At 45.8% G+C, this 23660-nt stretch carries 14 protein-coding genes; 6 read left to right on the top strand and 8 right to left on the bottom strand.

The window, feature by feature from the left end:
* Positions 1-75: 75 nt before the first annotated feature.
* The 6 genes from malQ to ACJV45_RS06365 form a co-directional block, all read right to left on the bottom strand.
* Positions 76-2325, bottom strand: coding sequence for a 4-alpha-glucanotransferase (gene malQ, locus ACJV45_RS06390; protein WP_419397916.1), 2250 nt, complete (start codon positions 2323-2325; stop codon positions 76-78).
* 266 nt (positions 2326-2591) lie between these two features.
* Positions 2592-5552 carry a hypothetical protein gene (locus ACJV45_RS06385; protein ID WP_419397915.1) on the bottom strand — a complete coding sequence of 987 codons (2961 nt, stop codon included), beginning with the start codon at positions 5550-5552 and terminating at the stop codon, positions 2592-2594.
* 391 nt (positions 5553-5943) lie between these two features.
* Positions 5944-7935 carry a type I pullulanase gene (gene pulA / locus ACJV45_RS06380; protein WP_419397914.1) on the bottom strand — a complete coding sequence of 664 codons (1992 nt, stop codon included), beginning with the start codon at positions 7933-7935 and terminating at the stop codon, positions 5944-5946.
* A 104-nt stretch (positions 7936-8039) separates the two neighbouring features.
* Positions 8040-8960, bottom strand: coding sequence for a sugar ABC transporter permease (locus tag ACJV45_RS06375; RefSeq protein ID WP_004113786.1), 921 nt, complete (start codon positions 8958-8960; stop codon positions 8040-8042).
* On the bottom strand, positions 8957-10357 hold the full coding sequence (locus ACJV45_RS06370; protein ID WP_020761214.1) for a carbohydrate ABC transporter permease: 1401 nt from the start codon (positions 10355-10357) through the stop codon (positions 8957-8959). Before ACJV45_RS06370 ends, ACJV45_RS06375 begins: the two co-directional genes overlap by 4 nt.
* Positions 10358-10516: 159 nt before the next feature.
* Positions 10517-11746: an extracellular solute-binding protein gene (locus ACJV45_RS06365; protein ID WP_004112943.1), complete on the bottom strand. Its 1230-nt coding sequence runs from the start codon at positions 11744-11746 to the stop codon at positions 10517-10519.
* A gap of 739 nt (positions 11747-12485) precedes the next feature.
* Between ACJV45_RS06365 and ACJV45_RS06360 the strand changes: the two genes are divergently transcribed.
* Together ACJV45_RS06360 and ACJV45_RS06355 are read left to right on the top strand one after the other, a co-directional pair.
* Positions 12486-14192, top strand: a complete 1707-nt coding sequence (locus tag ACJV45_RS06360; protein ID WP_419397913.1) for an alpha-amylase family glycosyl hydrolase — start codon at positions 12486-12488, stop codon at positions 14190-14192.
* Between the two features lie 481 nt (positions 14193-14673).
* Entirely contained in the window at positions 14674-15447 is a 774-nt protein-coding gene (locus ACJV45_RS06355) for a TraX family protein (protein ID WP_419397912.1), read from the top strand.
* Here the strand turns inward: ACJV45_RS06355 and ACJV45_RS06350 are convergent.
* The gene (locus tag ACJV45_RS06350; RefSeq protein ID WP_004124119.1) at positions 15431-16447 is read right to left on the bottom strand and encodes a LacI family DNA-binding transcriptional regulator; all 1017 of its coding nucleotides are present in this window, start codon (positions 16445-16447) and stop codon (positions 15431-15433) included. The genes ACJV45_RS06355 and ACJV45_RS06350 overlap by 17 nt on opposite strands.
* A gap of 258 nt (positions 16448-16705) precedes the next feature.
* On the opposite strand from ACJV45_RS06350, the gene ACJV45_RS06345 reads away from it, so the two are divergent.
* The 4 genes from ACJV45_RS06345 (at position 16706) to ACJV45_RS06330 (ending at position 22763) form a co-directional block, all read left to right on the top strand.
* Entirely contained in the window at positions 16706-18094 is a 1389-nt protein-coding gene (locus ACJV45_RS06345; protein ID WP_419397911.1) for an extracellular solute-binding protein, read from the top strand.
* Between the two features lie 70 nt (positions 18095-18164).
* On the top strand, positions 18165-19100 hold the full coding sequence (locus ACJV45_RS06340; protein ID WP_116692464.1) for a carbohydrate ABC transporter permease: 936 nt from the start codon (positions 18165-18167) through the stop codon (positions 19098-19100).
* A complete protein-coding gene (locus tag ACJV45_RS06335) occupies positions 19097-19930 on the top strand; it encodes a carbohydrate ABC transporter permease (RefSeq protein ID WP_004113800.1) in 834 nt (277 codons plus the stop codon). Before ACJV45_RS06340 ends, ACJV45_RS06335 begins: the two co-directional genes overlap by 4 nt.
* A gap of 28 nt (positions 19931-19958) precedes the next feature.
* Positions 19959-22763: a glycoside hydrolase family 31 protein gene (locus ACJV45_RS06330; RefSeq protein WP_419397910.1), complete on the top strand. Its 2805-nt coding sequence runs from the start codon at positions 19959-19961 to the stop codon at positions 22761-22763.
* A gap of 598 nt (positions 22764-23361) precedes the next feature.
* On the opposite strand, the gene ACJV45_RS06325 is transcribed toward ACJV45_RS06330, so the two are convergent.
* A partial coding sequence (locus ACJV45_RS06325) for a hypothetical protein (protein WP_419397909.1) occupies positions 23362-23660 on the bottom strand: 299 nt, incomplete at its 5' end.

The raw sequence follows: 23660 nt of genomic DNA, 5'->3' as shown, positions 1-23660 counted from the left end.
TAAATAGCTTTATTTATAAAGGTTTTCACCCTTTCTTTTTTGTTGTTTTTATTGTTATTTTGGCTTAAATTCTAATTATTTTTTGCCGTTCATAACAGCTGCCATAGAAAGCACTCTAGGTGACTTAAACACTTCGTCGGTATGAACAACATTGCCATCTTTGTCAGCAAGAGGAATACGCCAATTTGGATATTCTGTACTGGTTCCAGGCTGATTCTGCGAACGCTTTTCTCCAACTGCGTCAACAAGCGCCACTTGCAAAAGCAAAGATGGGGAAGTGCGCATAATCGCATGCATAGCCTCCACAATCTCTTGCACATGGTCTTCTACATGTTCGGCAGCATCCTTGCTAATCCATCCGCCTTCCAAAAGCATTTTCATCATGGCGTCTCGCTCGGCGCTAGCAGCCTTCTGGAAGCTTTCTACAGAATCGGTAAGCAAATGAAGCTCCTCGCGAAGCTTAACATGCTCAAAAGCAAGGTATCCAGCTGTAGGTGGCATGTCGTGAGTTGTAACAGATGCCAAAGCGTATTCGCGGTATGTAGAAGGGTTTGCAAATATAATCTGCTTTTTACCAGCCTTCTTAGCGGCTTTTTCGGCATCGTCGTTGTGAGTGAACCATTCAACAACAGTTCCAAGAATTCCATGCGAGGCAAGAACCTTAGAAACATATGCTGGAACAGTGCCCAAATCTTCGCCAATCACCAATCCGCCTGCGCGAGTTGCCTCAATGCTAAGCACAGCAAGCATAGCGTCCACGTTGTAGTACACGTAAGCACCGTTCTTAGCTCCTTGACCTTGCGGAATCCACCATAAGCGGAAAAGACCGAGCACGTGGTCAATTCGAACCGCGCCAGCATGCAAGAACACGTTGTGAACCATGTCTCGGTATGCAATGTAACCAGTTTCGTCTAGATAATTAGGGTCAAATGGAGGCTGACCCCAATCCTGACCTTGCTGGTTGTAGAAGTCTGGAGGTGCACCAACGCTAACGCCGTTAGCAAATCGTTCTGGGCTCCACCACACATCTGCGCCATAACCGTGAACACCAACAGCCATGTCTTGCATAAGACCAATCGCCATTCCAGCGGCTTTAGCTTCGGCATGGGCAGATGCAACCTGCTCGTCTGCAATCCACTGCAGCCAGCGGTGGAACTCCAACAAATCGGCGTGCTCGCGCTTAAGCGCGTCAATCTGAGGAGTGCCCTTGCCAGTGGTATCAAACCAAAGGTTATCTCCCCAAGGAGCGCCCCAAACTTCAAAGGCTACGCACCAAGTCGCAAAAGCGTCTAAGTCTTCTCCAGAACGCGCCTTAAATTCTGCGAAATCCTTCTCGCGCTCTGCGCTTCTAGGCTGCTCAAAAATCATCTTTAATGCTGGTAGTTTTGCGCTCCAAGCAGCGTTAATATCCATAGGATTTGGATCGTTGTTTTGCGCTTCAACCGACTCGTGCAGAGCTTCCACTTGTTCTCTCTGGCTATCGCTTAATTGCGCGTATTCTGGAATATCCTGTGGGCGAATATAAGTTACGTTTAAGAATCTGCGCGACTCAGGCAAATAAGGCGAAGGCTCTAAAGGTGCCACTGGTGCGCAGGCGTGAATTGGATTTATAAGCATGAAGTCGGCTTTGCCAATGCTACCCGCGTCTTTAAGCAGCCTACGCAAGTCGCCATAATCGCCAACTCCCCAAGATTCCTTTGATCGCACGGAGTAGAGCTGAGTCATGTAGCCCCAGCGATGGCGTTCCTGAACGCTTTGCGGAAGAGGGATTCTTGCTGGAGCGGAAATCAGTGTAACCTGAGCATGCAAGGCACATTCGTCATCTACAGTTGCTTTCAGAGTGTGGTAACCCATTGGCAAATCTTCTGGAAACTCCAGCAACAAATCGCCATCTTTGCTTGTCTTAAAGTTATTAAGAGGCTTATCAGGCGTATCCTCGTATTCTGTTCCGTCTTCTAAAGTCAGCGTTACATGAATCTTGCTTGGGTCGATTGCACTGCCGCCAGTGTGCACAGGCACTATTGTTTTTGTGCCATTAAAGCATACAACGGTTGGTGGCAGAAGTTCGTTATCTCGCTTTTCTTGCACTAGTTTTAGTGAGTTTGCAATATTTTCCTCTGTATCTGCTTGCCAACCTAGTGCATCTAGCACGCCAACAAGAGCTTCATCGGTAATTTCCGTATAGTCGCCTAGTTGGTCGATGTAGAAAGTTGCAACTCCGCAGGCTTTTGCTAGCTGAATTAGTGGACGATTGAGTCGTTCTGCGCTTTCTTCTACGGGCACAGGCGTGACAGCCTTTGTTTTGGCGTTGTCTGTTGTGCTCATGATGCTCCTTTGTTAATCAGTGGCACATGTAATCTCGTCGCATCGATGTTTGTTTGCAAACGATGTCGAAGAGTGCGATTTCTCAACACATCACTGGATTGAGGCACGCTCTAGCTAACCATTATATTAAGTATTGATATCGTTTGCAATATTGGCGATTTTAGTGGGATTTAACAAAAACCGCAGAAAGCTAAATGCCAACTGCGGTTTTGTTATTTGTTATTTGCGATTATTTGCGCATGTTCACTACTTGCGACTACTTGCGACTACTTGCGACGGATTCGCATAAAGTGCCAACCAGCGCCGATTGCTGCGATTCCAGCAGTTATGCTGCCAGCAACAGCTGCGATTAGCGTTGTGTTGTTGCCAGCGGCGTGCTCACCGTTGTTTGCGCCAGATGCCTGAGCGCTCTTATCGCTGCTATTGTCTTCGCTCTTTGAGTCTTCGTTCTTGGAGTCTTCGGATTCCTTCTGATTTTCATCTTTTGCGAAATCATTAGATGTGTTCTTGGACTCTTCGCTCTTTGTTGTGTTTGCGGAGCTTGCTGTAGGAGCAGCAGGAGCAGCAGATGCAGGAGCTGCAGCAGATGCTGCAGCACGAGGCGTGCGTGCAGGAGTCTCTGCGGTTGCTGGCGACTTAGCAGTAGCATTTTCTACGAGCTCTTCTGCAGCTTTCGCGGTATGTGTGGACTCCGTTTGTTTTGCTGGAACAGCACTGTGCTTAGGGGCATTCTGTGGTGCAGACTGTGGAGCAGAAGGAGCCGAAGCCTGTGGAGTGCTTGGTGCAGCGTTGTTCTGTGGCGCATTCTGTGGAGTGCTTGGAGCTGGAGCTGGCTGTGGCACGCTTGGAGCAGGAGCAGGAGCAGAAGGAGCTGCTTCCATAGAGCCTGCGCCTGGAACAACATTCAAATTGCCGCCGTTTTGCTGCGCGTGGCTTCCTGCAAAGTCTCCTCGAGAAGAGCTATTGCTATCTTGCGTGTTGTCCTCTGGCTTCGCGTTGTTTTCTGGCTTCTGATCCTGTGGATTTGAAGCCGCTGGAGGCGCTGGAGGTGTAAGCGGAGCGTGCGTTTCTGGCACTGCAGGATTTTGTGGATGATCCTGTGGAGTCTCTTGTGGAGTCTCTTGAGGCTGAGTCTGTGGAGCCTCTTGCGGCACGCTTGGAGCTGGATCAGGAGCTGGTGCAGAAGGAGCTTGTGGCTGAGCCTTCGGTTTCAAAGCTTCCTCAGCCTTCTGTTTTGCTGCAGTGAGACTCTTTTCCACATCGTTCAACGTTTGTGTTGATTTATCAAGTTCTTTAGATCGATGAGCAACTTCATTTATCATGAAAGCAAAAGCTGTTTCTATGGTTTGGGAGCTTGCAGCATACTTTGAAATAAGTGTACGCTTGGTCTCTTCAATCGAAGCTTTTAACTCTAAGATCTTTGCTTTAGTTGCTTCAACATTAGTTTTTGCATCATTTAGTTTTTGCTTTGCTGTTTCAGCAAGTTGTTTAGTCGTTTCAACATTAGTTTTAGCTTCTGATATTTCTTCATCGATTCGCTTCAGGTCTTCTTTAAGTTGATTAAGATTCTTTTCGGCGGTATCCTTATCTGTTTTAGCGTTTTCAAAATTAGCTTTTTCATCTTGAACTTTTTTCTCTGCTCTTAGTGCTTCTTCTGTTTTTGCTAGTAAGTTTTGAGCAGCTTTTTCTGCCTCCTCTTTAGCTTTTTCTGCTGCCTCTTTAGTGGTAGAAAAAGCTTTTTCGGCATCTTGTTTAGATTCGCGTAATTCGGCTATTGTTTTTTCGTATTCCTGTAACTTTAATTCTTTTTCTTTAATATCTTTAGCTAATTTTTCAGCCTCAGCCTTCTTTCTAGATGCAAGTTCTTTTGCTTCACCAGCTTCCAAAACAATCTTATTATTGTATTCCTTTTCAGAAGTTAACTCTTTAATTGCATCTGATATTTCATTAATAGCGTCATTGTTTTTGTTTGCTTCCGTCAAATCTTGCTGAGCTTTATTAGCTTTTGTTGTTTCTTCTTGAAGCGTACGGGTAGCATTGTCTAACTCTGATTTAAGTTTTTCTGCTGCATCGCTTTCGGTTAGTTTTTCTTGTCCTATTTTATTCATTTTTTCAGCATGCTCAGAGTTGCCAAGTTTAGAAGTGTCTTTTTCTAATTCCTGTAGCTGCTTTTCAAGAGTATTTACTTTTTCTTGCTGTAAATCATATTTACGTTTCTTTTCTTCTACATCCTTTTTAGCATTTGAAACAGATTCATTTGCTTGTTCAACATTTTTCTTCAACTCTGCGATTTTGCTGGAGTTTGTTTCTTTATTATTCTTAGCTTCTTTTAATTCTTCTGTTAATTTCTCAAGATTTGAATTGATTTTATTAAGATTAGTTTCAGCGTCTTTACCTTTGGCAGCGGTTTTTTCTGCTTTTTCAGCATCTGATTTTGCTTGTTCAACATTTTTTCTATCTTCAGCTAGCTCTGCTTCAAGATTAGATTTAGCCTTTTCTTCATTTGCTAAATCTTCTGCAGTATCTTCGTGGTCATCTTTTGCATCCTTAGCAAGTTCATCTTTTGCAGCTTTTTCTTCAGACCTAATCTTGTTTACTTGTTCAGCATTTTGCTTAGCCTCGTCAGCAACCTTCTTGGCTTTTTCTGCCTCTTCTACGGCTCTATTCTTCTCTTCAATGCGCTGCTCGACATTTGCTATATTCTGAGTCTCTGTTTCGATTTTCTTATTGATCTCAGCAATGCTATTTTCTGCATTATTTTTCTTTTCTACAACTTCATTAATTTTTCTTGCAGTATCTTCAGCTTCTTGTTTTGCTTCTTCTACAGCTTTATTTGCTTCATCATGCTTATTCTTAGCTTCTATTTGTAACTTCTTTGATTCTTCGACTTTTTGGAGTATTTCTGCATTTGCTGGAGTGTTATTCTTAGGTGTATCTGAACCTTGAACTGTTCCAGAATTTTCTTTCTCTTGCTTGCCAGCAGCAGCGTCGCCAGCAACAAGAGAATTAACGGTTTGTGGTGTAGAGCTTTGCGGATCTATAGTTACAACATTGCTAACAGCATTAAAACCAGTGTCGGATATGCTTTCAACACGTGCTGCTGGATGATTGGACGTATCTGTTGTAGTCGTTTCGGCTGCGTTGGCTGCGTTTGCAATGCTTATGCTTCCAATAAGAGCCAAAGAGCTTGCTCCCAAAGAGATGGCGGCTGCAATTTTAGCGTTCATATTTACCTCATTCTTCAAATCATTTAGGTTTGGGGGGTGGGGGTATTTGTTTAATTATCAAGTTGTAAGATCAAAGCGCTGACTGTTTATTACGTTTTGCGTCTCTGTCTTGTTTCTGAACTTTCTACTTTTCTACTCTGCATATTTTTCTACTCTGCATATACATAATAGGGGTATAAAGTATAAAAGTTATTCTAGCAGAATCACAGGAATAATTCGCTCACTTTGGCAAGTTATAAGGAACAATTAAGGAAATTACAAGGTTTTGACTTGAAATATTAGTATTCGACTATAAACCAAAAAATAATCCCGACTTTGTTCCCAAATCATAGGAATAAGGGAACAAAATCGGGATAAAATGCGAGTCGAGCGCGCTCAAGAACTCGAGCAATCAAGCGCGCTTGCGACTCAACACAACAAATGTACGCGGCGGCACATGAACCGCACGCTGAGCGCCATTATCATCGCACAGCATAGAAACGCAGCTGCCAGAGTCGTGCCCCGTCCACTTAGCAAAATACTCAGTGGAATCCAACACGCAGCGCCACGGGTTTGCAGATTTAGCAGGCAAATCAATTGTTGCAGACGCATCATTCATAGGGTTCACACACACAATCAAGTCGCTTCCAATCTGCTCCGCAAGAACAGTATTATCAGACGCAGTAAGCCTTGTGCGCTGAGCATCATAAAACTCCGCATTCTTAGCGCGAAGCGATATAAGCGCACTATACCACTCTACAAGCGGCTGGAATTGTTTAGTTCTAGACCAATCCAGCTGATTCATAAGCACACCGCGATTATAAGAATTATCGCAACCGTGCTTAGTGCGACCAAACTCTTCGCCGCCAAGCATAAATGGCATTCCAGCAGAGCACAAAATTATGCCAGCACTAAGAATGTTAGCGCTAAAAATGTCTGCAACGCTGTTTGGATCACTTGCGTCAAAATCGCAGCTAGACGCATTGTCACGCATAGAAATACACAGCTTATCCCACAAAGTCAAATCGTCGTGAGCAGAAACATACTGCACAATTTGACCAACACTCTTGCCAGCACAAGGCATACCACGCCAGCCATTAAACGCGTTTCGCACAGGATCCGCCGTCCAAAACTCATTGCCATTTACATAACCGCGGTCATGATGATCCATAACATTGCCCTTAAGCGTGTCACGAGACTCATCACTAAACCAGCCGATTCTAGAATCAAGGTGGCCGCGACCATTTTTATCTCCCATAGGACAATCATCAGATACAGCTGCAGCAGCCGCACCCCACGGCTCGCCATACATAAGAATATCTTTGCCGCCATCAAGCTTATCTAACTCGGCACGAATCATATTCAAAGTTTCCGTATCCGTTAAGCCCATAAGGTCAAACCTAAAGCCATCCACATGGTAGCAGCGCGCCCAATGCAAAATAGACTCAATCATAAAACGCCTAAACATAGGATGATCGGAAGCCATCTCGTTACCACAGCCAGAACCATTAGCAAAAGACCCATCAGACTTACGCCTGCAGAAATAGCCTGGGGCGACACTTTCAAACACATTCGACGCAGCCTCAAACATGTGGTTATAAACAACATCCATAACTACGCGTATACCATTCTTATGCAAAGCGCCAATCATAGCCTTGCACTCGCGTATTCTTGCCGTACCGTCGTATGGATTGCTAGAGTAAGCACCCTCCGGCACATTGTACGCATGTGGATCGTAGCCCCAATTGTAAAGCGAATCCACGCTCTCACCGTTTTTGCGAGCAGACGAAATCGCAACCTCATCCACAGTTGCAAAATCGTAGATTGGCATTAGTTGAACGTGAGTTACGCCAAGTTTTTTAAGATAGTCGATTCCAGTAGGGAAGTGCTTATCGCCACCTAAAGTCGTGTGCGAATCTGTAAAAGCAAGATACTGACCGCGGTGTTCTGGCTTAAATCCGCCATTAGGATTGCTGCTAAAGTCTTCAACATGCGTTTCCCAAACAACCGTCGCATGGCGCACAAACTCTGGCGACTTATCTTTGTGCCAGTCAGCTGGGCTAACGCGTTCCTCACTTACAACCATGCTGCGCTCGCCATTTACGCCACTAGCCACGCCCCACGGGTCACTTGTACGATTGACTTTTCCATCCGCAAAAGTCACCAGAAAATCGTAGTAAACGCCATCTAGCCTTTGCAATATTGACGTTCTCCATGCGCCATCGCGCAATGGCTTTAAATTACGTGTTTTGAACGGTTCGCTGTTGTTTCCTGTTTCAAAAAGTCTTAGCGTTACGCATGATGCGGTTGGCGCCCAAATTGTGAATGTTGTTGATTTTTCATTAAGCGAGCATCCAAGCTGACCCGAGTACACTGGCCATTGTGTTGAAGACGTGAACGTCATGTAATATATCCTTCTTTTAATTATTCAGAAGAAAATGAAGGCCGAAACGCTTTAAAACGCTCGGCCCCATTTTCAATTAAACCCCACAATTGATGTAGAGGTTACTATCCCTTAACAGAGCCAGACATCGACTCTTCATAGAATCGCTGCATGACAATAAACAGGATTGCAATCGGAATGGAAACGCACACAGCTCCAGCGGAGAATCGTGCGAACCAGTGATTGATGTATTCTCTCTGCAACATCTGGTACAAGCCCAAAGCCACAGTGTAATTATCTTGAGTACGGGCAATAGTCTTAACCAAAACGAAGTCAAGCCATGGACCCAAGAAGCTAACAATAGCTTGGAACACAATCATAGGCTTGCATATTGGAAGAATAATCTTCCAGAACACTTGCCAAGTTGTGCATCCGTCCAAATAAGCGGCTTCATCCAAAGACTTTGGAATGGTGTCCATATAGCCCTTCATAACGTAGAAGCCCATGCCACTACCAGCAGAGTAAACGATTATAAGGGAAATAAGAACAACAGAACCATTCGTTAAGCCAAAAGCCTTCAAAATGAAGTAGATAGCGATAACTGCCATGATGCCTGGGAACATACCAAGAATCAAAGCAATGTTCATAAATGTCTTACGACCGCGGAAACGCAAGCGAGACATGCAGAACGCTACTACAAGCACGAAGAACAGAGAGATAATGCACACGAAAATAGACACAATCAAGGTGTTTAAGAACATGCGTGGGAAGTCAAGAACTTCTCGCTCAGTAAACAGCTGAATGTAATTATTAAACGTGTACTTAGTTGGGAAGAACGTTGTCTGATATGGTGCAGTGTTCTGGTTAAAGCTTTCCAAGAACACCCATACGATTGGCGCAAGCCAAATCACAGCCATAACAATCAGGAACAGATGAGCTACAATGTCTCCGAATATGCGGCGGATACGCTGATCGCGCCAGAACGGGACACTACGTACACTATGCACAGTCTGTTCGCCTTGCATAAGATCCTTCTTATTACTCACCGGAATCCCTCCTCATTCTTGTAGGAGCCAGAGTTGCGGTATGTTATCAAAGCAACAATCGCAAGCACAATGAATGTCATAATGCCGATTACCGCGCCCATGCTGTAGTTATCTTTATCAACCGTAAGCTTGTACAGCCAGGTGATGAGCAAATCAGTCTTACCTGCAGAAGAACCAATTGGTGTTGGCTCGCCGCCAGACAAGAGGTAAATAACGTTGAAGTTATTAACGTTTCCAGTGAAGGTGGTGATCAGGTATGGAGTCATAACAAAGAAGATGTATGGCATAGTGACGTTCATGAAACGCTGCCACCAGCTTGCACCGTCAAGCTCTGCTGCTTCGTAAAGTTCAGCTGGAACGTTCTGCAAAATACCAGTGATCTGCATGATGGTGTAAGGAATACCAACCCAAAGGTTGATGAGAATAACCGTAACCCTTGCCCAAGTGGCATCCTGGAAGAACGGTAGTGGAGAATGAATCCATCCAGAAGAGATGAGAAGACGGTTAATAGCGCCATCTCTTTGCAGCATGCTGTGCATAACAAGCAAGGACACAAACTGTGGGACAGCAATGGTCAAAGAGAAGCAGATACGCCACAAGCTCTTAAGACGAGTGGTGCGCCTGTTAATAATCATTGCCATAAACATGCCGAAGAAGAAGTTCAAGAATGTAGCGAAGAAAGCCCAAACAAGGGTCCAAATCAAAACATCAAAGAAGATTCCAGCATTAATGGTTCCAGTTGTATTTCCAAGAATCTTAAAGAAGTTGTTTAAACCAACCCAATGGAACAGCAATGTGTGGTCACGATCATAGTTTGTGAATGCCATCGAAATCATGAACACCAATGGCAAAACCGTGAACAAAACAATTCCAGCGGTTGGAAGAGTCATAAAACCAACGTGCGCATGGCGATCGAGCAAAGACTCAACATCTTTAACAAAAGTAATAGGCTTTTCTCCGCGTGCCACAAAAGACTGAGCTTTGTATGCGCTACGCAAAGACAAAGTAGCTAAATAAATTAAAACAACAATTGCTGCAATGCTCATAACGCCATACAGCAAAATTTCAACAGAATTATCTCCAGCCACATAGTGCCAGAAGCCGTTAATCTTTACTCTACCCTGCTTCTTAGTACCAAGAGTACCGAATTTTGGTAGATATTCAGCGCCAGTTGTGGCCAAGAAGGCAAGAACTCCAGCCTCGCATAGAATGAATACGAGACCTTTCACGTACTGTTTGCGAACGAAGTTACCAAAACCGAAGATAATTATCGAAACCCAAGACAGTACGTCTGCGTGCTTTGCAGCCTCCTGTAATGAGTATTGCGAAGGGGCAATGTATTCGGCATCAGGTGCCTTCTTACGCTTCCCTCGCTTGGTGGATGTCGTGCCAGTCATGACATGCCTTTCGTAAAATTGTGGGGCTTTTTACAAGCAAAAGACGCCCCGCCCCGATTTTAAAATCCTTAGGGGAGCGGGGCGTCCTTGCCGTTGTTTTCTAAATATTATTCTCTTTTTGAAAGAATCTAAATTTAGAAAATAGTCGTAAGTTAATACTTACTTCTTGAGAGCTTCCTCGAAGCCCTTCTGGAAGTCTGCAACCTTTGCAGCAGCGTTACCATCATTGACTTCCTTGTTTGCCAATGCAGTACCGAAGGTCTTCATTGGATCCCAGAAGGCACCCATTTCTGGAACGGTTGGCTGCAAGACAGAAGTCTTAGCAATGGTGTTCATCTGAGCCACAGCGGCTGGGTTGTCCTTAACGAGATCAGCCAAAGACTTAGCAACTGGGATATCGCCGTGAAGCTTGTACATCTGCTCCTGGGATTCCTTAGAACCGAGGAATGCAGCGAACTTAGCGGCCATCTCTGGAGCCTTGGAGTTAGGGTTGTAAGCAACAGCCTTAGAGCCAGCGAAGGACTTCATCTGATGTTCGCCATCTTCAGACTTGAACTTTGGAAGCTGAGCAGCAGCGTAGTTGTCGCCCAAAGCCTTCTTTACGTCGCCAGCATCCCAAGAGCCGGAGAAGTAAGCGTCAACAGTGTGGTTCTTAATGCCAGACAAGCCAGCGCCGTCGCCATCCATTACGAAGTTCTTGTTCTGGATGAGCTTTGCAACATACTTAGTGATTTCGGCAGCCTTATCACCAATCTTGATGCCGGCCTTGCCATCGTTGCTCTTCTCGCCGAAGAGGGTCATGTTGCCATCGAGGTAGAAGCCTGGAAGGTACCAAGCGTTGCTGATATCGAAAGCAACCTTGCCCTTTTCGAGCATCTTATCGAGGGACTTAACGTCTTCGTCGGAGAACTTGGACTTATCGTAGTACATGAACCAAGTGTTGCCCATGTATGGAACGCCATACATCTTGCCATCCTGAGCAGTAATAGACTGGATGATGGTCTCATCGTTGTCTTCCTTAACCTGCTTAGCGGCATCATCGCTCAACTCGCCAATTGCGTTTGCCTTTACCAAGTCGCCGAGCTGATCGTTAGGGAACAGGTAAACATCGGCAGCAGCCTTAGCATCCTGCTTAACGGTCTTAGCAGCATCTGGTGGAGCAACAACAGCGTTCTTAAAAGTAACCTCTGGGTGATCCTTCTTGAAGGCTTTCTCCATAGCCTGAATCCAGCCGCCAGCCTTCTGATCTTCGGAAGAAGACCACACGGTGAGCTTTACTGGGTTTGCCTTGCTGCTGGAGCCAGCGTTGGTGCTAGAACCGCATGCAGCAAATCCAAACATTGTAGCGATTGCGAGGCCTGCGCCCAGCACTTTCTTCATATTCGTCATCCTTGACCTCCTATATCATGCCAGCTTGGCATGTTCTTTGGTGGCATAGTAACAGATTCCATGCGACGCAACATCGCGTTTTGCTGCGTTGAGCAGCGTCACATTTTTATTGAAATCCGTGTATAAGCACTGTGTAGTATACACGGATATAAAAGTGTTAGCAAATCATGTCGCAAGTGATTAGAAAAATTGTTTGTAAAGTGACTTTTTAGCTTTAGAAAATCGTATTTTATTCTATAACTCAGTAAATTTAACGGAATTTTATTTTGGTTGCGCTCCAACCTGTCTTCGCGTTTGTAGCGTAGCGCGCGAAGGCAATTTGGAGCGCTGAGCCGCTCAAGGCAGAAGCATTGCTTCTGCGCGGCGAAGACGTTCGCGCGCTTAGACCGTGCGAACGATTACCTGCCTTCGCGCTACGCTTTAAGCGAAAAGGCAGGTCGTCGCCCACGTTTGTTCCCCTTTTTGGTCAAATGGTAAACAAAAGCAGGAATACTTGCCCGTGTTTGTTTCCTTTTTTGGTCAAATGGTAAACAAGAGCAGGAACGCTTGCCCACGTTTGTTTCCATTTTTGGTGTTTTGGTAAACAAACGCGGGAAAATGAATAGTAAAATAGGATCAGACGAGTTAAAAGTCAAGGCAAGATAAAGGTCAAGTCGAAAAATAAAAGATAAGATAAGACAAGAGATAAGTCAAAATAAAAGACAGGTCACGCCAACAAAACCAACAAAACGGGGGAAATATGCAAAACGAACATGCGCAATGGCTGCGCGACGCCGTATTCTACGAAATCTACCCACAAAGCTTCTACGATTCAAACGGCGACGGAATCGGCGATATTCCAGGCATAATCGAAAAACTCGACTACGTAAAATCGCTTGGTTGCAATGCAATCTGGCTAAATCCTTGCTACGATTCGCCATTTAAAGACGCGGGCTACGACGTGCGCGACTACAAAAAAGTGGCAGCGCGCTACGGCACAAACGAGGATTTGCAGCGTCTTTTTAGCGAAGCACACAATCGCGGAATGCACATTTTGCTAGACCTTGTTCCAGGTCACACAAGCGAAGAGCACGAGTGGTTTAAGCAAAGCTCGCGCGCGCAAGAAAACGAGTTTAGCAAGCGATATATATGGACAGACAGTGCGTTTAGTGGCTATTCCATGCCGTTTATTGGCGGCGAAAGCGAGCGAGATGCCACGTATATTCTTAACTTCTTCAAATGCCAGCCAGCGCTAAATTACGGCTTTGCGCATAGGGATCGCGCGTGGCAATCCGCTCCAGATTCCAAGGAGGCGGCAGAAACTCGCGCTGCAATGGTTGATGTTATGCGATTCTGGCTTTCGCTTGGTGCAGACGGATTCCGCGTAGACATGGCGGATTCGCTTGTAAAAAACGACGACAACAATGGCGGAGGAAGCCTTGGCAAAGACAACACGATTCGCGCATGGCAAGAAATGCTGGGCGCTGTAAAAGCCGAGTATCCGCAGGCTGCTTTCGTTTCGGAGTGGGGCAGGCCTCGTCAGGCGCTGGCTGCTGGATTCGACATGGACTTTTATTTGAATTGGCGCTGGGATGGGAATCCTAACGGTTATGCGCGCTTAGCTAGAGATGTGGATAATGCGCTAGACAGCAATCCCGAGCACGACCACAGCTACTTTAATGCGCGTGGCGGCGGCAGTATTTGCCCATTTTTAGACGATTATTGCCCACAATACGAGGCTACTTGTAGCGATGGCTACTTTAGTTTTATAACGTGCAATCACGATACTCCGCGTTTGGCTCCGCGATTAAGCGAGCGAGAAAGGCGGATTGCGTTTGGCATGATTCTTACAATGCCAGGCGTGCCGTTTGTGTATTACGGCGACGAAATCGGCATGAAATACCGCGATATTCCTACAAAAGAAGGCGGTTATGCGCGCACGGGTACGCGTACGCCAATGCAGTGGGATGATTCCAAGAATTTTGGATTCTCCACGGCTGCAAAGTCGAAGTTGTATTTGCCTGTTGAGGCGCGCGCGGATGGAAGGACTTGCGCAAATTCGCGCAAGCAAGCCGTGCAAAGTGGCGAAATTCCAACAGTTTTGGGGCAGGAGCAGGATGGCGATTCGCTGCTTAACTGGGTGCGCGCGCTGATTGCTTTGCGCCACGAGTTTGAGGCGCTGCACGCGGATGCCACTTGGAGAGTGTTGCACGCGCCTGTGGATGGTCGCAGCTTTGCGTACGAGAGATGCGCGGCTGAGTCGGATGGGTCGGATGGTGAATCCTCTACAGAAAGAATTATTGTGGTTATGAATCCTGGATTAAACGAGGAGACGATTGCGCTTAGCGCGCTTGCAGGGATTACGACAGAGGCGATTTTGCAGCCGCGGATTTCGGTTGGAGCGGTTGCTTGCGACTCTTCCGCGCTTAAACTTGGCGCGCAGTCCTTTGCTCTGTTTGCTTTATAATCTACGCGCCGTAACGCGCGAATGACGACCTGCCCTCGAGCTTAGACCGCGCAAGTGATTTTCCTACTTGGTGTTGTGCGAGGTTTGAGTATTTCTCTCCTCGCAACTCCCGTCGCTATGCTCCTCTTTTATTGCTCGTATAGAAATACATCAAACCTTCTGAATATCTAAAACTTTTGCGTATCTTTCATCACCGAGATTCTCGATTTTTCTTGCTCTCTCGGCGATTCACCATCGGAGGACTGCGAATCGACTTGCATGAGCGCTTAAAGCGTAGCGCGCGAATGCACTTCGATTCGCTGAGCTTGCTCAAAGTTGAAAGCACAGTGTGCTTTCAACGCAAGCGAAGACGTGAGCGCGCTGTAACGCGCGAGCGATACACCTCGCTCGCGGCGAAAAATCTCGAATCTCTACCCAGCTTGGCGTAGTATACGTATTTATATACGTACTTAACGCCACGCGTGCGAGCAAGAGGTGAATTATGGACGCGCTAAAACCAAAGATCCGCGCAGACAAGAACATAAAAATGGGGATTACGCTCAAAAAGTTCAAGCTGCTCGGCGCTGTAATGATGATGCTCAGCGCGTTCGGTACAACCGTGATTCCGCACCTTTTTGGAGGCCTTTCTAACTCCAACATGTGGAGTCTCACCGCTGCAGTAGTGTGCGAAGTTATAAGCTGGTCGGCTCTGCCGTGGTACGCGTGGCTGCTCGTTCGCGGATATCAAAACACGCATAACCTCAACCTTTACACGCTCCGGCTACTTATATTGGCTCTTATTTGCGAAGTTCCGTACGACTTTACAACCTTTGGTTGCGCTTTCGATATGCGCTCGCAAAACTCAGTGTTTGGGCTTGTTATTGCGCTTTTTGTGCTTTCGGGAATCGACATGGTTCGCGCGCGTTTTAAGGGCGCGCAAAAAGTGGCGTCAATTGTAGTGATCTTGGTTGCAGGAATATTGTGGAATCTTTTCGGGAAAGTCGGCTTTAGGCAGAATATTTTTTGGGGTGGAGCTTTACTTTTAGGATTCGTTCTCATTTTTAGGTTCCTAGAAAACCACGAGATTCGCATGGAGCTGATTGCTGGCGCTTTCGGCGCTATGTCGCTTTTGGCGCCAGGCGTTGGCGTGGCTGTGCTGCACTACCGCAGTCCGTATGGCGATGGCCCTAAGCAAACTAAGCAATTCCGCTGGCTTATGTATGCGTGGTATCCGCTTATGCTTGTAATCGCAAGCGCATTCACGATTTTGCTTTAGGCGCAGCCGTAGAATTTCTTATAATAAGTTGCACTGGAGCTGTAAGATGTCTTCGCGCTACAGCTTTACCTTCTATAAGGGATATCGCAATGTTTCCAGCTTGTTCTGCCATTGTTTTAGGATTTTGACGGATTGTGGTTAGTCCAGCCTCTTTTGCATAAGTGCCATTGTCGAATCCTATAATCGATAAATCTTCAGGCACGCGAATTCCTAATTTTTGTAATCTAAACAAGAACGGCATTGCTGTTGAATCCTGGTGGAAGCATATTGCAGTAGGAGGATTTTCTTGTGTAAAAAGCTCAGAAAGAGTGGCATCTATAGGGTCATCTTTTATGTCTATTGGCAGTACTTTCCCTTGCATTCCATCAATATTGTTGCACACGTTTTCAAAGCTTGTGATTCTTCTTGACGAGCTAAAGCGGAAAGATGAACAAAAATGCTCATACACGTATAAAAGACGCTTATGTCCTAATGTTGCTAAGTGTTGAATCGCAAGTTTTATGCCCAGAGCATCGTCGATTCCGATTGATGCAGAGAGCACTTTAGAAGCTGTGCAGTTTATTCCGACAATTGGTACGTTTATGCGTTGTAATTGTTCAGCCTCATTGCTGCTTATGTCAAATGACGATACGATTATTGCGTCTGTGTTTGCACGTAAAGGCAGTTCTTTAAAGAAGTTTTTTCTTTGTTCAACTCCTTCTAAAAGGTGTATTACAAGGTCGTAGCCATTTTTGTTAAGTACGCTATTTAATCCTTCTATAATTGCCGAGCTAAACCATTCGATTTTGCTGCTTCCGATTAGTAGAGTTATGCGATACGATTTGCCTGTTTTAAGCTCTCCGGCGGTTCTAGAAACAGTGAAATCCATTTGTTCAGCTGCGCGCATGACTTTGGCGCGTGTAGATGCGGAGACTTTTTCTGGGTGTGCGAATGTTCTGGAGACTGTTGCAATCGACACTCCTGCAAGTGTTGCTACATCGCAAATACTAGTTTTTGACAAGTCGCACCTCTTTTAAGCGTTTTAGCTGCAGAGTTTTTAACTGCATCTCTTGTAATCACCCTGCTTCTAGTCATCATAAATGAAAAGGTTTACATTTTTAGACACGCCGCCTAAAAAGTATTTATTCGTGCAAAACTAGCTTAGTATTAAGGATTCAAAATGAAAACCTTTACATTTACATTTTTAATGTTTGACCGAGTCAAACTTAAAGCAATATTATAAAATTACCCATCAATTTCACGAGGAAGTGGAGTAACAATGAAGATTAAAAAAATATGCATATCCTGTATAGCAGTTTTGGGCATGATTTCTACGCTTGCCGCATGTGGGAATAATGGTGCAGCAGGAGTAACAGATACAAAGAAAGACAAAGGCCTAGCTGTTATGGGTCAAGCTTTAAATTATGACCCAAATCATTTAGTAAATCAAGGAAAGCCAATCCAGCTTGAGTATTGGAGCTGGGGAGACGCGTCCACTGATCCAATTTACGACATGATTAAGGATTATCAAAAGATTTATCCAAATGTAAAGTTTAAGACTAAGAACGTTGCTTGGGATGATTACTGGACAAAGCTTCCGCTTGCTCTAAAGGGAACAAAGGGCCCAGCTTTGTTCAATATTCACAACTCCAAAGATGAGCTTATTCGCCCATATGCTGCCGATTACAAGATTGACAAGGCTGCTATGGAATCGGATTACGCAACGGCGAGTGCGCATGAAGATGATAAAGGTAATGTAAAGTACATTGATTCCGTAATCAATACGGGAAACATTTACTACAACAAGAAGCTTTGGAAGGAAGCTGGCTTAACCGAGGCAGATATTCCTACTACTTGGGATGAGTTGCGCGAAGTGGCAAAGAAACTCACTAAGTGGAACGGTTCCAAGATGGAACAGTCTGGATTTAACGTGAACGGCGATGCTTATGCTGCAATCAATCAAGGATTGAACTATCAGCGTGGTGAACTTGCTTTTGATGAAAGTGGCAAGAAGCCTAATTTTGACAACAAAGTCACGCGTGAAAACATGAAGTTCTTGAAGAATTTGTACGACAAAGACAAGGTCATTTCTACCGACTTTGGCACGGATTACACGCAAAGCTTTGGAAACGGCCAATCTGGAATGGTTTATGCCTGGGGATGGCTCGAAGGTGTGCTAAAAGAAAAGTACCCAAATATTGAATATGGAGTCTTCCCAACTCCAACATTTACAAAAGAAAAGCCATTTGCGTACGATCGCTACAATGGAGAATCCACTCCAGGAATTAACGCTCACCAGTCAAAAGATCAGCAAGAGGTTGCTCAAGATTTTATTAAGTTCATTCTCGCTAACGATGCGTTTATTCGCTCGGCAGTAAAGCATTTGAACTCGTTCCCAGCAAAGAAGTCTTTGCAAAACGATCCTGAGATTCTAAAGGCTCCAGTAATGGCTGCGATTCAGCCGCGTGCAGATCGCCTAATCTGGCCAGGAATCACGCCTTCTACCGTGGAAACAAGTAGCAAGGCTGCTTTCCAGAACGTTATGCAAAATGGTGAGTCTATTGATGATGCAATCAAAGAGGCTCAAGCAACAATGGTTAAAGATATGAAGAATTCTAAGTTTACGTCTGCAGAAAGTAAGTATGAGTTCTTCAAAGAGCACAAGTAAAAACAAAGCAGATTAGTTAACTAGTTGTAAATCGTAATCACTGTGCTCAGTAGGTAAGGCAAGGAAAATCATGAAACAAGTTAATCAGGATTCTCATTTGAGCAAAATGAGAAAACATAATGGTGGTATGTCAAAAATAAGCACTGCTCTTTCTCGAACCTTCTCCTTTCGGAATATAGCAGTAGTGTTTCTGATTGTTTATTTTGTGATTTTTCTTGCCTATCCAATATATAAGGCTTTTGCAGGCAGCTTCCATGAATGGAATCCGCTTGTTGGAACATACAATTGGGTTGGGCTGGATAATTTTAAGCAGATTTTAGTAGATAAGTTATTCTGGAAGTCCATTGCAAACACCGCAATCTTTACGTTTGTATCTGTTGTATTCCGCGTTATTCTTGGCATTGGTTTTGCAATGTTGTTAAGCTCCAAGCTTGTTAAGTGCAAAGATACTCTGCGAGGTCTTTTCTACATGCCAACAATTACGCCGTTGGTGGCAGTGAGCTTTGTGTGGATGTGGATGTTTGACCCGCAGTTTGGAATGATCGATAGGGTTACAGGCTTAAATATCAACTGGTTGCACAGTTCCACTTGGGCTATGCCAGCAATCATAATAATGACAATTTGGAAAGACTTTGGCTACGCAACGGTATTATATTTGGCTGGACTAATGAATCTGCCAAAAGATGTTTACGAAGCGGCAGAAATAGACGGCGCTAATAGCGTGCAAAAATTCTTTAGAATAACAGTTCCATTGCTAAAGCCAACAACACTTTTTATAGTAATCACATCTATGATTGGTTATATTCAAGCGTATGTTCAGATTCTTGTTATGACCAATGGTGGTCCAGGAACATCAACGTACACAATCAGCTACCTAATTTTTGATCAAGCGTTCCAAAAGTATAACTTTGGAATAGCATCTGCAATGAGCGTTGTTCTATTTATAATCACTGGAATCCTAACATTCATAATGTTTAAAGCGTCTAAGGATAGTGAGTTAGTATGAAAAAACAAAATCTTAAAAAGAGCATTATTGGATGGTTTCTAACAATATTCCTATTCTTATTGTCTTTCTTAACAATCGTGCCATTTATTTGGATGTTTGTATCTTCCTTTGCTCCAAACAGCGACATTGTGCGCATAGATGGTGGGCTGTTCCCAAAGCCAAGCACATTTGGTAATTACGTTGGGATTCAAGAGAAATTCGACTTTTTGAGGCTATTCTTTAACTCATTGTTTATATCGGTAGTTAAAACGGTAATAGCCATTTACACGAGTGCCGTTCTTGGATATGTGTTTGCAAAAATGAGATTCCGTGGCAGAAATCTGCTTTTTGGAATAGTAATAAGCACGATGATGGTACCGTGGGCAGTAACAATTATTCCTCAATACGACATGATGACTAGCTTTGGTTGGCAAGACACGTATCGTGCACTTATAGTTCCAGGCTTAATAAGCGCATTTGGAATCTTCTTATTCCGACAATCAATAAGCGGAATATCCGACGAATTGATTGAAGCAGCAAAACTAGATGGAGCTTCGGATTCTAGAATATTCCACAGAATAATTCTGCCAATGAGCCACAATACTATTGCTGCGCTCGCAATCTTTACGTTCTTGTGGAATTGGGAAGACTATTTGTGGCCATTCCTTATGATTACAGACGAGAAAAAGCAGCTTCTTGCAGTTGGATTGAAGACGTTTAGCGGAAGATTCGGAACTGACTACGGCGGTTTGTTTGCTGCGGCATCGCTTGCTATTATTCCTGTAGTAGTAGTGTACTTGGTTTTCCAGAAGCAGTTTATTGCTGGAATTTCAACTGGTAGTGGCAAGTAGAAAAGATAAGTAGAAAAGGGCAAGTCGAATGACTTTACAAGATGCGCGTGAAGCGCGGGGGACACATGGTGTGCAAGACGCACAAAATATCCAAGACGCGCACATTTTTTACGATTACGCCAAAAATCCGCTAGCTAAGGCAAAAGAATCACAGGTTATAAGCGGCAAAAATTGGCGAATTACGTTAATCACGGATTCGCTTGTGCGCCTTGAGTGGAGCGAAAACGGCGGATTTGTAGACGCGCCTACGCAAACAGTTGTAAGACGAAACTTCGAGAGCAACGCGCAGATTGCCGCGGAAAAATCGCCAGCAACCGAAGATGAGGCATCTCGCGCTGTTAATCCAAAATCTGTTAATCCAAAATATAGTGTAAAAAATTTGGAAAATGGCTGGATAGAAGTCGAAACCGAAAAACTACTGATTACGTACAACCAGCAGCCGTTTAGCAAAGAGGGCTTGAGCATTGTTGTGCGCGGAGTGCCTGGGTCGCAATTCAACACGTGGCATTACGGCGACGAATGCCACGGCAATTTGCTCGGCACGGCGCGAACAGTGGACGAGGCGGATGGAGCCGTAAAGCTTGGAACGGGCGTAATATCTCGCGACGGGTGGGCCGTTTTAGACGATTCGCGCTCGGCACAAATCGCGTACGCGGCTGCTGTTGATGGAAAAGAAAACCCATACGGTGCATGGGTGGAGCCGCGCGCAAAGGCGAATGACAATGTGTCTGGAGAAAATTCTAAAGACCTATACTTCTTTGGCTACGGTCACAACTATATAGGCGCAATTCGCGACTTTTACAAGCTTACGGGCGCGCAGCCGCTTCTTCCGCGATTCGCGCTAAGCAACTGGTGGAGCAGGTACTACAGGTATAGCCAAGACGAATATTTGCAGCTGATGAGCCGATTTAAGCGCGAAGGTATACCGTTCTCCACGGCCGTAATCGACATGGATTGGCACGTAACGGATGTGGACCCAAAGTATGGTTCGGGATGGACAGGCTATACGTGGAATCGCGATTTGTTCCCGGATCATCGCGCGTTTTTGCGCCGACTTGCCAGCGAAGGACTTGCCGTAACGCTTAATTTGCATCCGCGAGACGGCGTGCGCGCGTTTGAAGAAGACTATGCGCAAGTTGCGCGCGATATGGGGATTGACCCACAAAGTGGCAAGGCGGTTGAGTTTGACCTTACAAATCCGCGCTTTTTGCGAGCATACCTAAACCTGCATCGGCGCATGGAGGGCGAGGGCGTTAGGTTCTGGTGGATTGACTGGCAGCAGGGCGGAGTTACAAAGCAGGCTGGATTGGATCCGCTTTGGATGCTTAACCACGTGCATTACCAGGATTCGGGGCGCGGCGGTGCGTGGCCGCTAACGTTCTCGCGCTACGCGGGGCCTGGTTCGCACCGATACCCAGTGGGATTCTCGGGAGATAGCGTAACAACGTGGGATTCGCTGGCTTTCCAAACCTACTTTACGGCCACAGCTTCCAACATTGGATACGGCTGGTGGAGCCACGATATTGGCGGCCACATGCTTGGCGTGCGATGCGATGAGCTGGAGGCGCGCTGGTACGCTTTCGGCGCGTTTAGTCCGATTAATCGCCTTCACTCCAGCTGCTCGCCGTTTGCTGGCAAAGAGCCGTGGAACTTCCCAGCCGAGACGCGCAATGCGATGGTTAAAATGCTGCGACTTCGCGCGCAATTGCTGCCTTATTTATATACGATGAATTATCGCGCGGCAGTTGATGGCAGGCCAATCGTAGAGCCAATGTATTGGCAATCGCCAGAAACGCTTGCAGCATACGAGATGCCGAACGAGTACCGTTTTGGTAGCCAGCTTGTGGTTGCGCCAATCGTTAGCAAGGGGTGCTCGCAGGTTGAGCGCGGTTGCACTTCCGTTTGGCTGCCAGAAGGCGATTGGTACGATTTCTTTGACGGAAGGCGCTATGTTTCGCGCGGCTGTGCTGGTCGCAGATTTGAGGTTTGGCGAGGAATCGACCGCGTGCCAGCGTTTGCGCGCGCTGGGGCTATTGTGCCAATGCAAGTTTTGCCAAGCGAAGCGGATTGCGCAAGTAGCGAGCAGGCGGCAGCTGCTGTTAATAGCGTTGAAAATCCGCGATCTTTGCGCGTTCTTGCATTCCCAGGGGATTGCGGCGAGTTTGTTATGCGCGAAGATAACGGCCGCTTTGAAGACGCGTGCGCTGGGAAAACTGCCGATACGCGCATGGAGCTTATTTGGCGAGACGGCAACGCGTCTACGCAATTTGTGATTAACGCTGCAACGGGTTGCGCTAGTGCCGTTTCTGCGCTGCCTTCCAAGCGCGATTGGAGCGTGGTGTTTAGAGGCGTGGCTTGCCCAGACTCTGACAAAATCCGCGTTTTTGTTGGGGAAAATCAGCTTGAATCTAAGGCTGTAGAAGTTTCATATGAAGGCGAAGAGGGCGACTTAAGTCTTACTGTTTCTGTGTGCGATGTGCCTGTTGGCGATTGCGTGCGAGTGATTGTGGATGGCGGACTGTGCATTGCGCAAGACCCTAAGATTGGCGATTGCTACAGGCTGCTTTTACAAGCGCAAATGCCGTACCGCGGCAAGGAGATTGCTTTTGACGCGATTCGCCAGGCTGGTGGTAGTGCGAGTGCTATAAGTGAGCTTTGCGCGCTTGAGTACACTAGCGAGAGCGAGTTTGAGCGACATCAGCAAAGCGTTGACTTGACTAACGCGCATGCGCCGCAGCACCCAGAGGTTGCTAAGTGGGCGCAATGGAAGTGCACGTTGCCTGATTCGGTTAAGCGCGCGCTTGAGGAGATTTTAATTCGCAGCGCGATGTAACTGAGCTTTATTGTTGCGCGATTCTCCTATTTGCTGTGTATGAGGGCTGGGTGTTTCTTGTCTCACAACGCTCCGCCTATTGCGTGTAGTATGGTGTTGCGGTTGTTCCGATTTGGTTTTGATTTTGTTTTTTGGTTGAAGTTTGTTTGTAGTGGTTGATCATTTGGATTATTTGGTATCGGCTGCCGCTCTTATACTGTTCGACCAAGAATCACCCAGCCCTCTTACGTGCTTGAACAATTGCGTAGCGTTTATCACCGAGATTCTCGATTTTTCTTGCTACTTCAGCGAATCACCATCAAAGATGCTGAGGTTCGCTTCATCCGCTGCGAAAAATCTCGAATCTCTACCTAGCTTGCGCTACGGCAGGTTGTCGTTCGCGCGGTCTAAGCGCGCTATTCCTCACGGCTATTAGTAGCCGTTCGGCTGATTTGGCGCATAAAGTCCACTGGACTTTATGCCTTAAGCCAAATCACGCTTTGAAGGAGCTTGAAATGCGTTATGCAATTTCAAGCTCAGTCAAAGCGCTTTGCAGCGCAGAAGCAGTGCTTCTGCCTTGAGCTGCTCAGCGCGCCAAATTGCCTTCGCGCGCTACGCTTTAAGCGCTACGGCAGGTTGGCGCGCACTGCAGAGGGTCTAAAAATGTGATTTGTATCATATACAAATGTTTAGATGAGTGAGCTAAAAATGGAGGTTGACTCGCCAGAATCGCAAGAATTTTTGAAAAAAATATCTCGCAAAAACCCTTGAAATAAAAGGCTTGGGGGGGGGGGGGGTTAGTTCCCCCAAAAGCTATAAAAATTTGTTTCATGTCTATTATACCCATCTGACGCTGCCGACGAATTAGATGGTGTAGTTCTTGGTGCTCGCCGTGTCTTTCAAAAACAACAGAACGTA

Origin of the sequence: Gardnerella lacydonensis, assembly GCF_048545055.1 — a bacterium.
Classification (GTDB): Bacteria; Actinomycetota; Actinomycetes; order Actinomycetales; family Bifidobacteriaceae; genus Bifidobacterium; species Bifidobacterium vaginale_C.
This window is presented reverse-complemented; position numbering and strand designations above follow the sequence as displayed.

What these genes read in the sequence shown, in the direction of transcription:
- pulA (WP_419397914.1), bottom strand. Translation starts at nt 7,935, where the DNA reads ATGACGTTCACGTCTTCAACACAATGGCCAGTGTACTCGGGTCAGCTT.
- ACJV45_RS06360 (WP_419397913.1), top strand. Translation starts at nt 12,486, where the DNA reads ATGCAAAACGAACATGCGCAATGGCTGCGCGACGCCGTATTCTACGAA.
- ACJV45_RS06335 (WP_004113800.1), top strand. Translation starts at nt 19,097, where the DNA reads ATGAAAAAACAAAATCTTAAAAAGAGCATTATTGGATGGTTTCTAACA.
- ACJV45_RS06385 (WP_419397915.1), bottom strand. Translation starts at nt 5,552, where the DNA reads ATGAACGCTAAAATTGCAGCCGCCATCTCTTTGGGAGCAAGCTCTTTG.
- ACJV45_RS06355 (WP_419397912.1), top strand. Translation starts at nt 14,674, where the DNA reads ATGGACGCGCTAAAACCAAAGATCCGCGCAGACAAGAACATAAAAATG.
- ACJV45_RS06370 (WP_020761214.1), bottom strand. Translation starts at nt 10,357, where the DNA reads ATGACTGGCACGACATCCACCAAGCGAGGGAAGCGTAAGAAGGCACCT.
- ACJV45_RS06345 (WP_419397911.1), top strand. Translation starts at nt 16,706, where the DNA reads ATGAAGATTAAAAAAATATGCATATCCTGTATAGCAGTTTTGGGCATG.
- ACJV45_RS06330 (WP_419397910.1), top strand. Translation starts at nt 19,959, where the DNA reads ATGACTTTACAAGATGCGCGTGAAGCGCGGGGGACACATGGTGTGCAA.
- ACJV45_RS06340 (WP_116692464.1), top strand. Translation starts at nt 18,165, where the DNA reads ATGAAACAAGTTAATCAGGATTCTCATTTGAGCAAAATGAGAAAACAT.
- ACJV45_RS06365 (WP_004112943.1), bottom strand. Translation starts at nt 11,746, where the DNA reads ATGACGAATATGAAGAAAGTGCTGGGCGCAGGCCTCGCAATCGCTACA.
- malQ (WP_419397916.1), bottom strand. Translation starts at nt 2,325, where the DNA reads ATGAGCACAACAGACAACGCCAAAACAAAGGCTGTCACGCCTGTGCCC.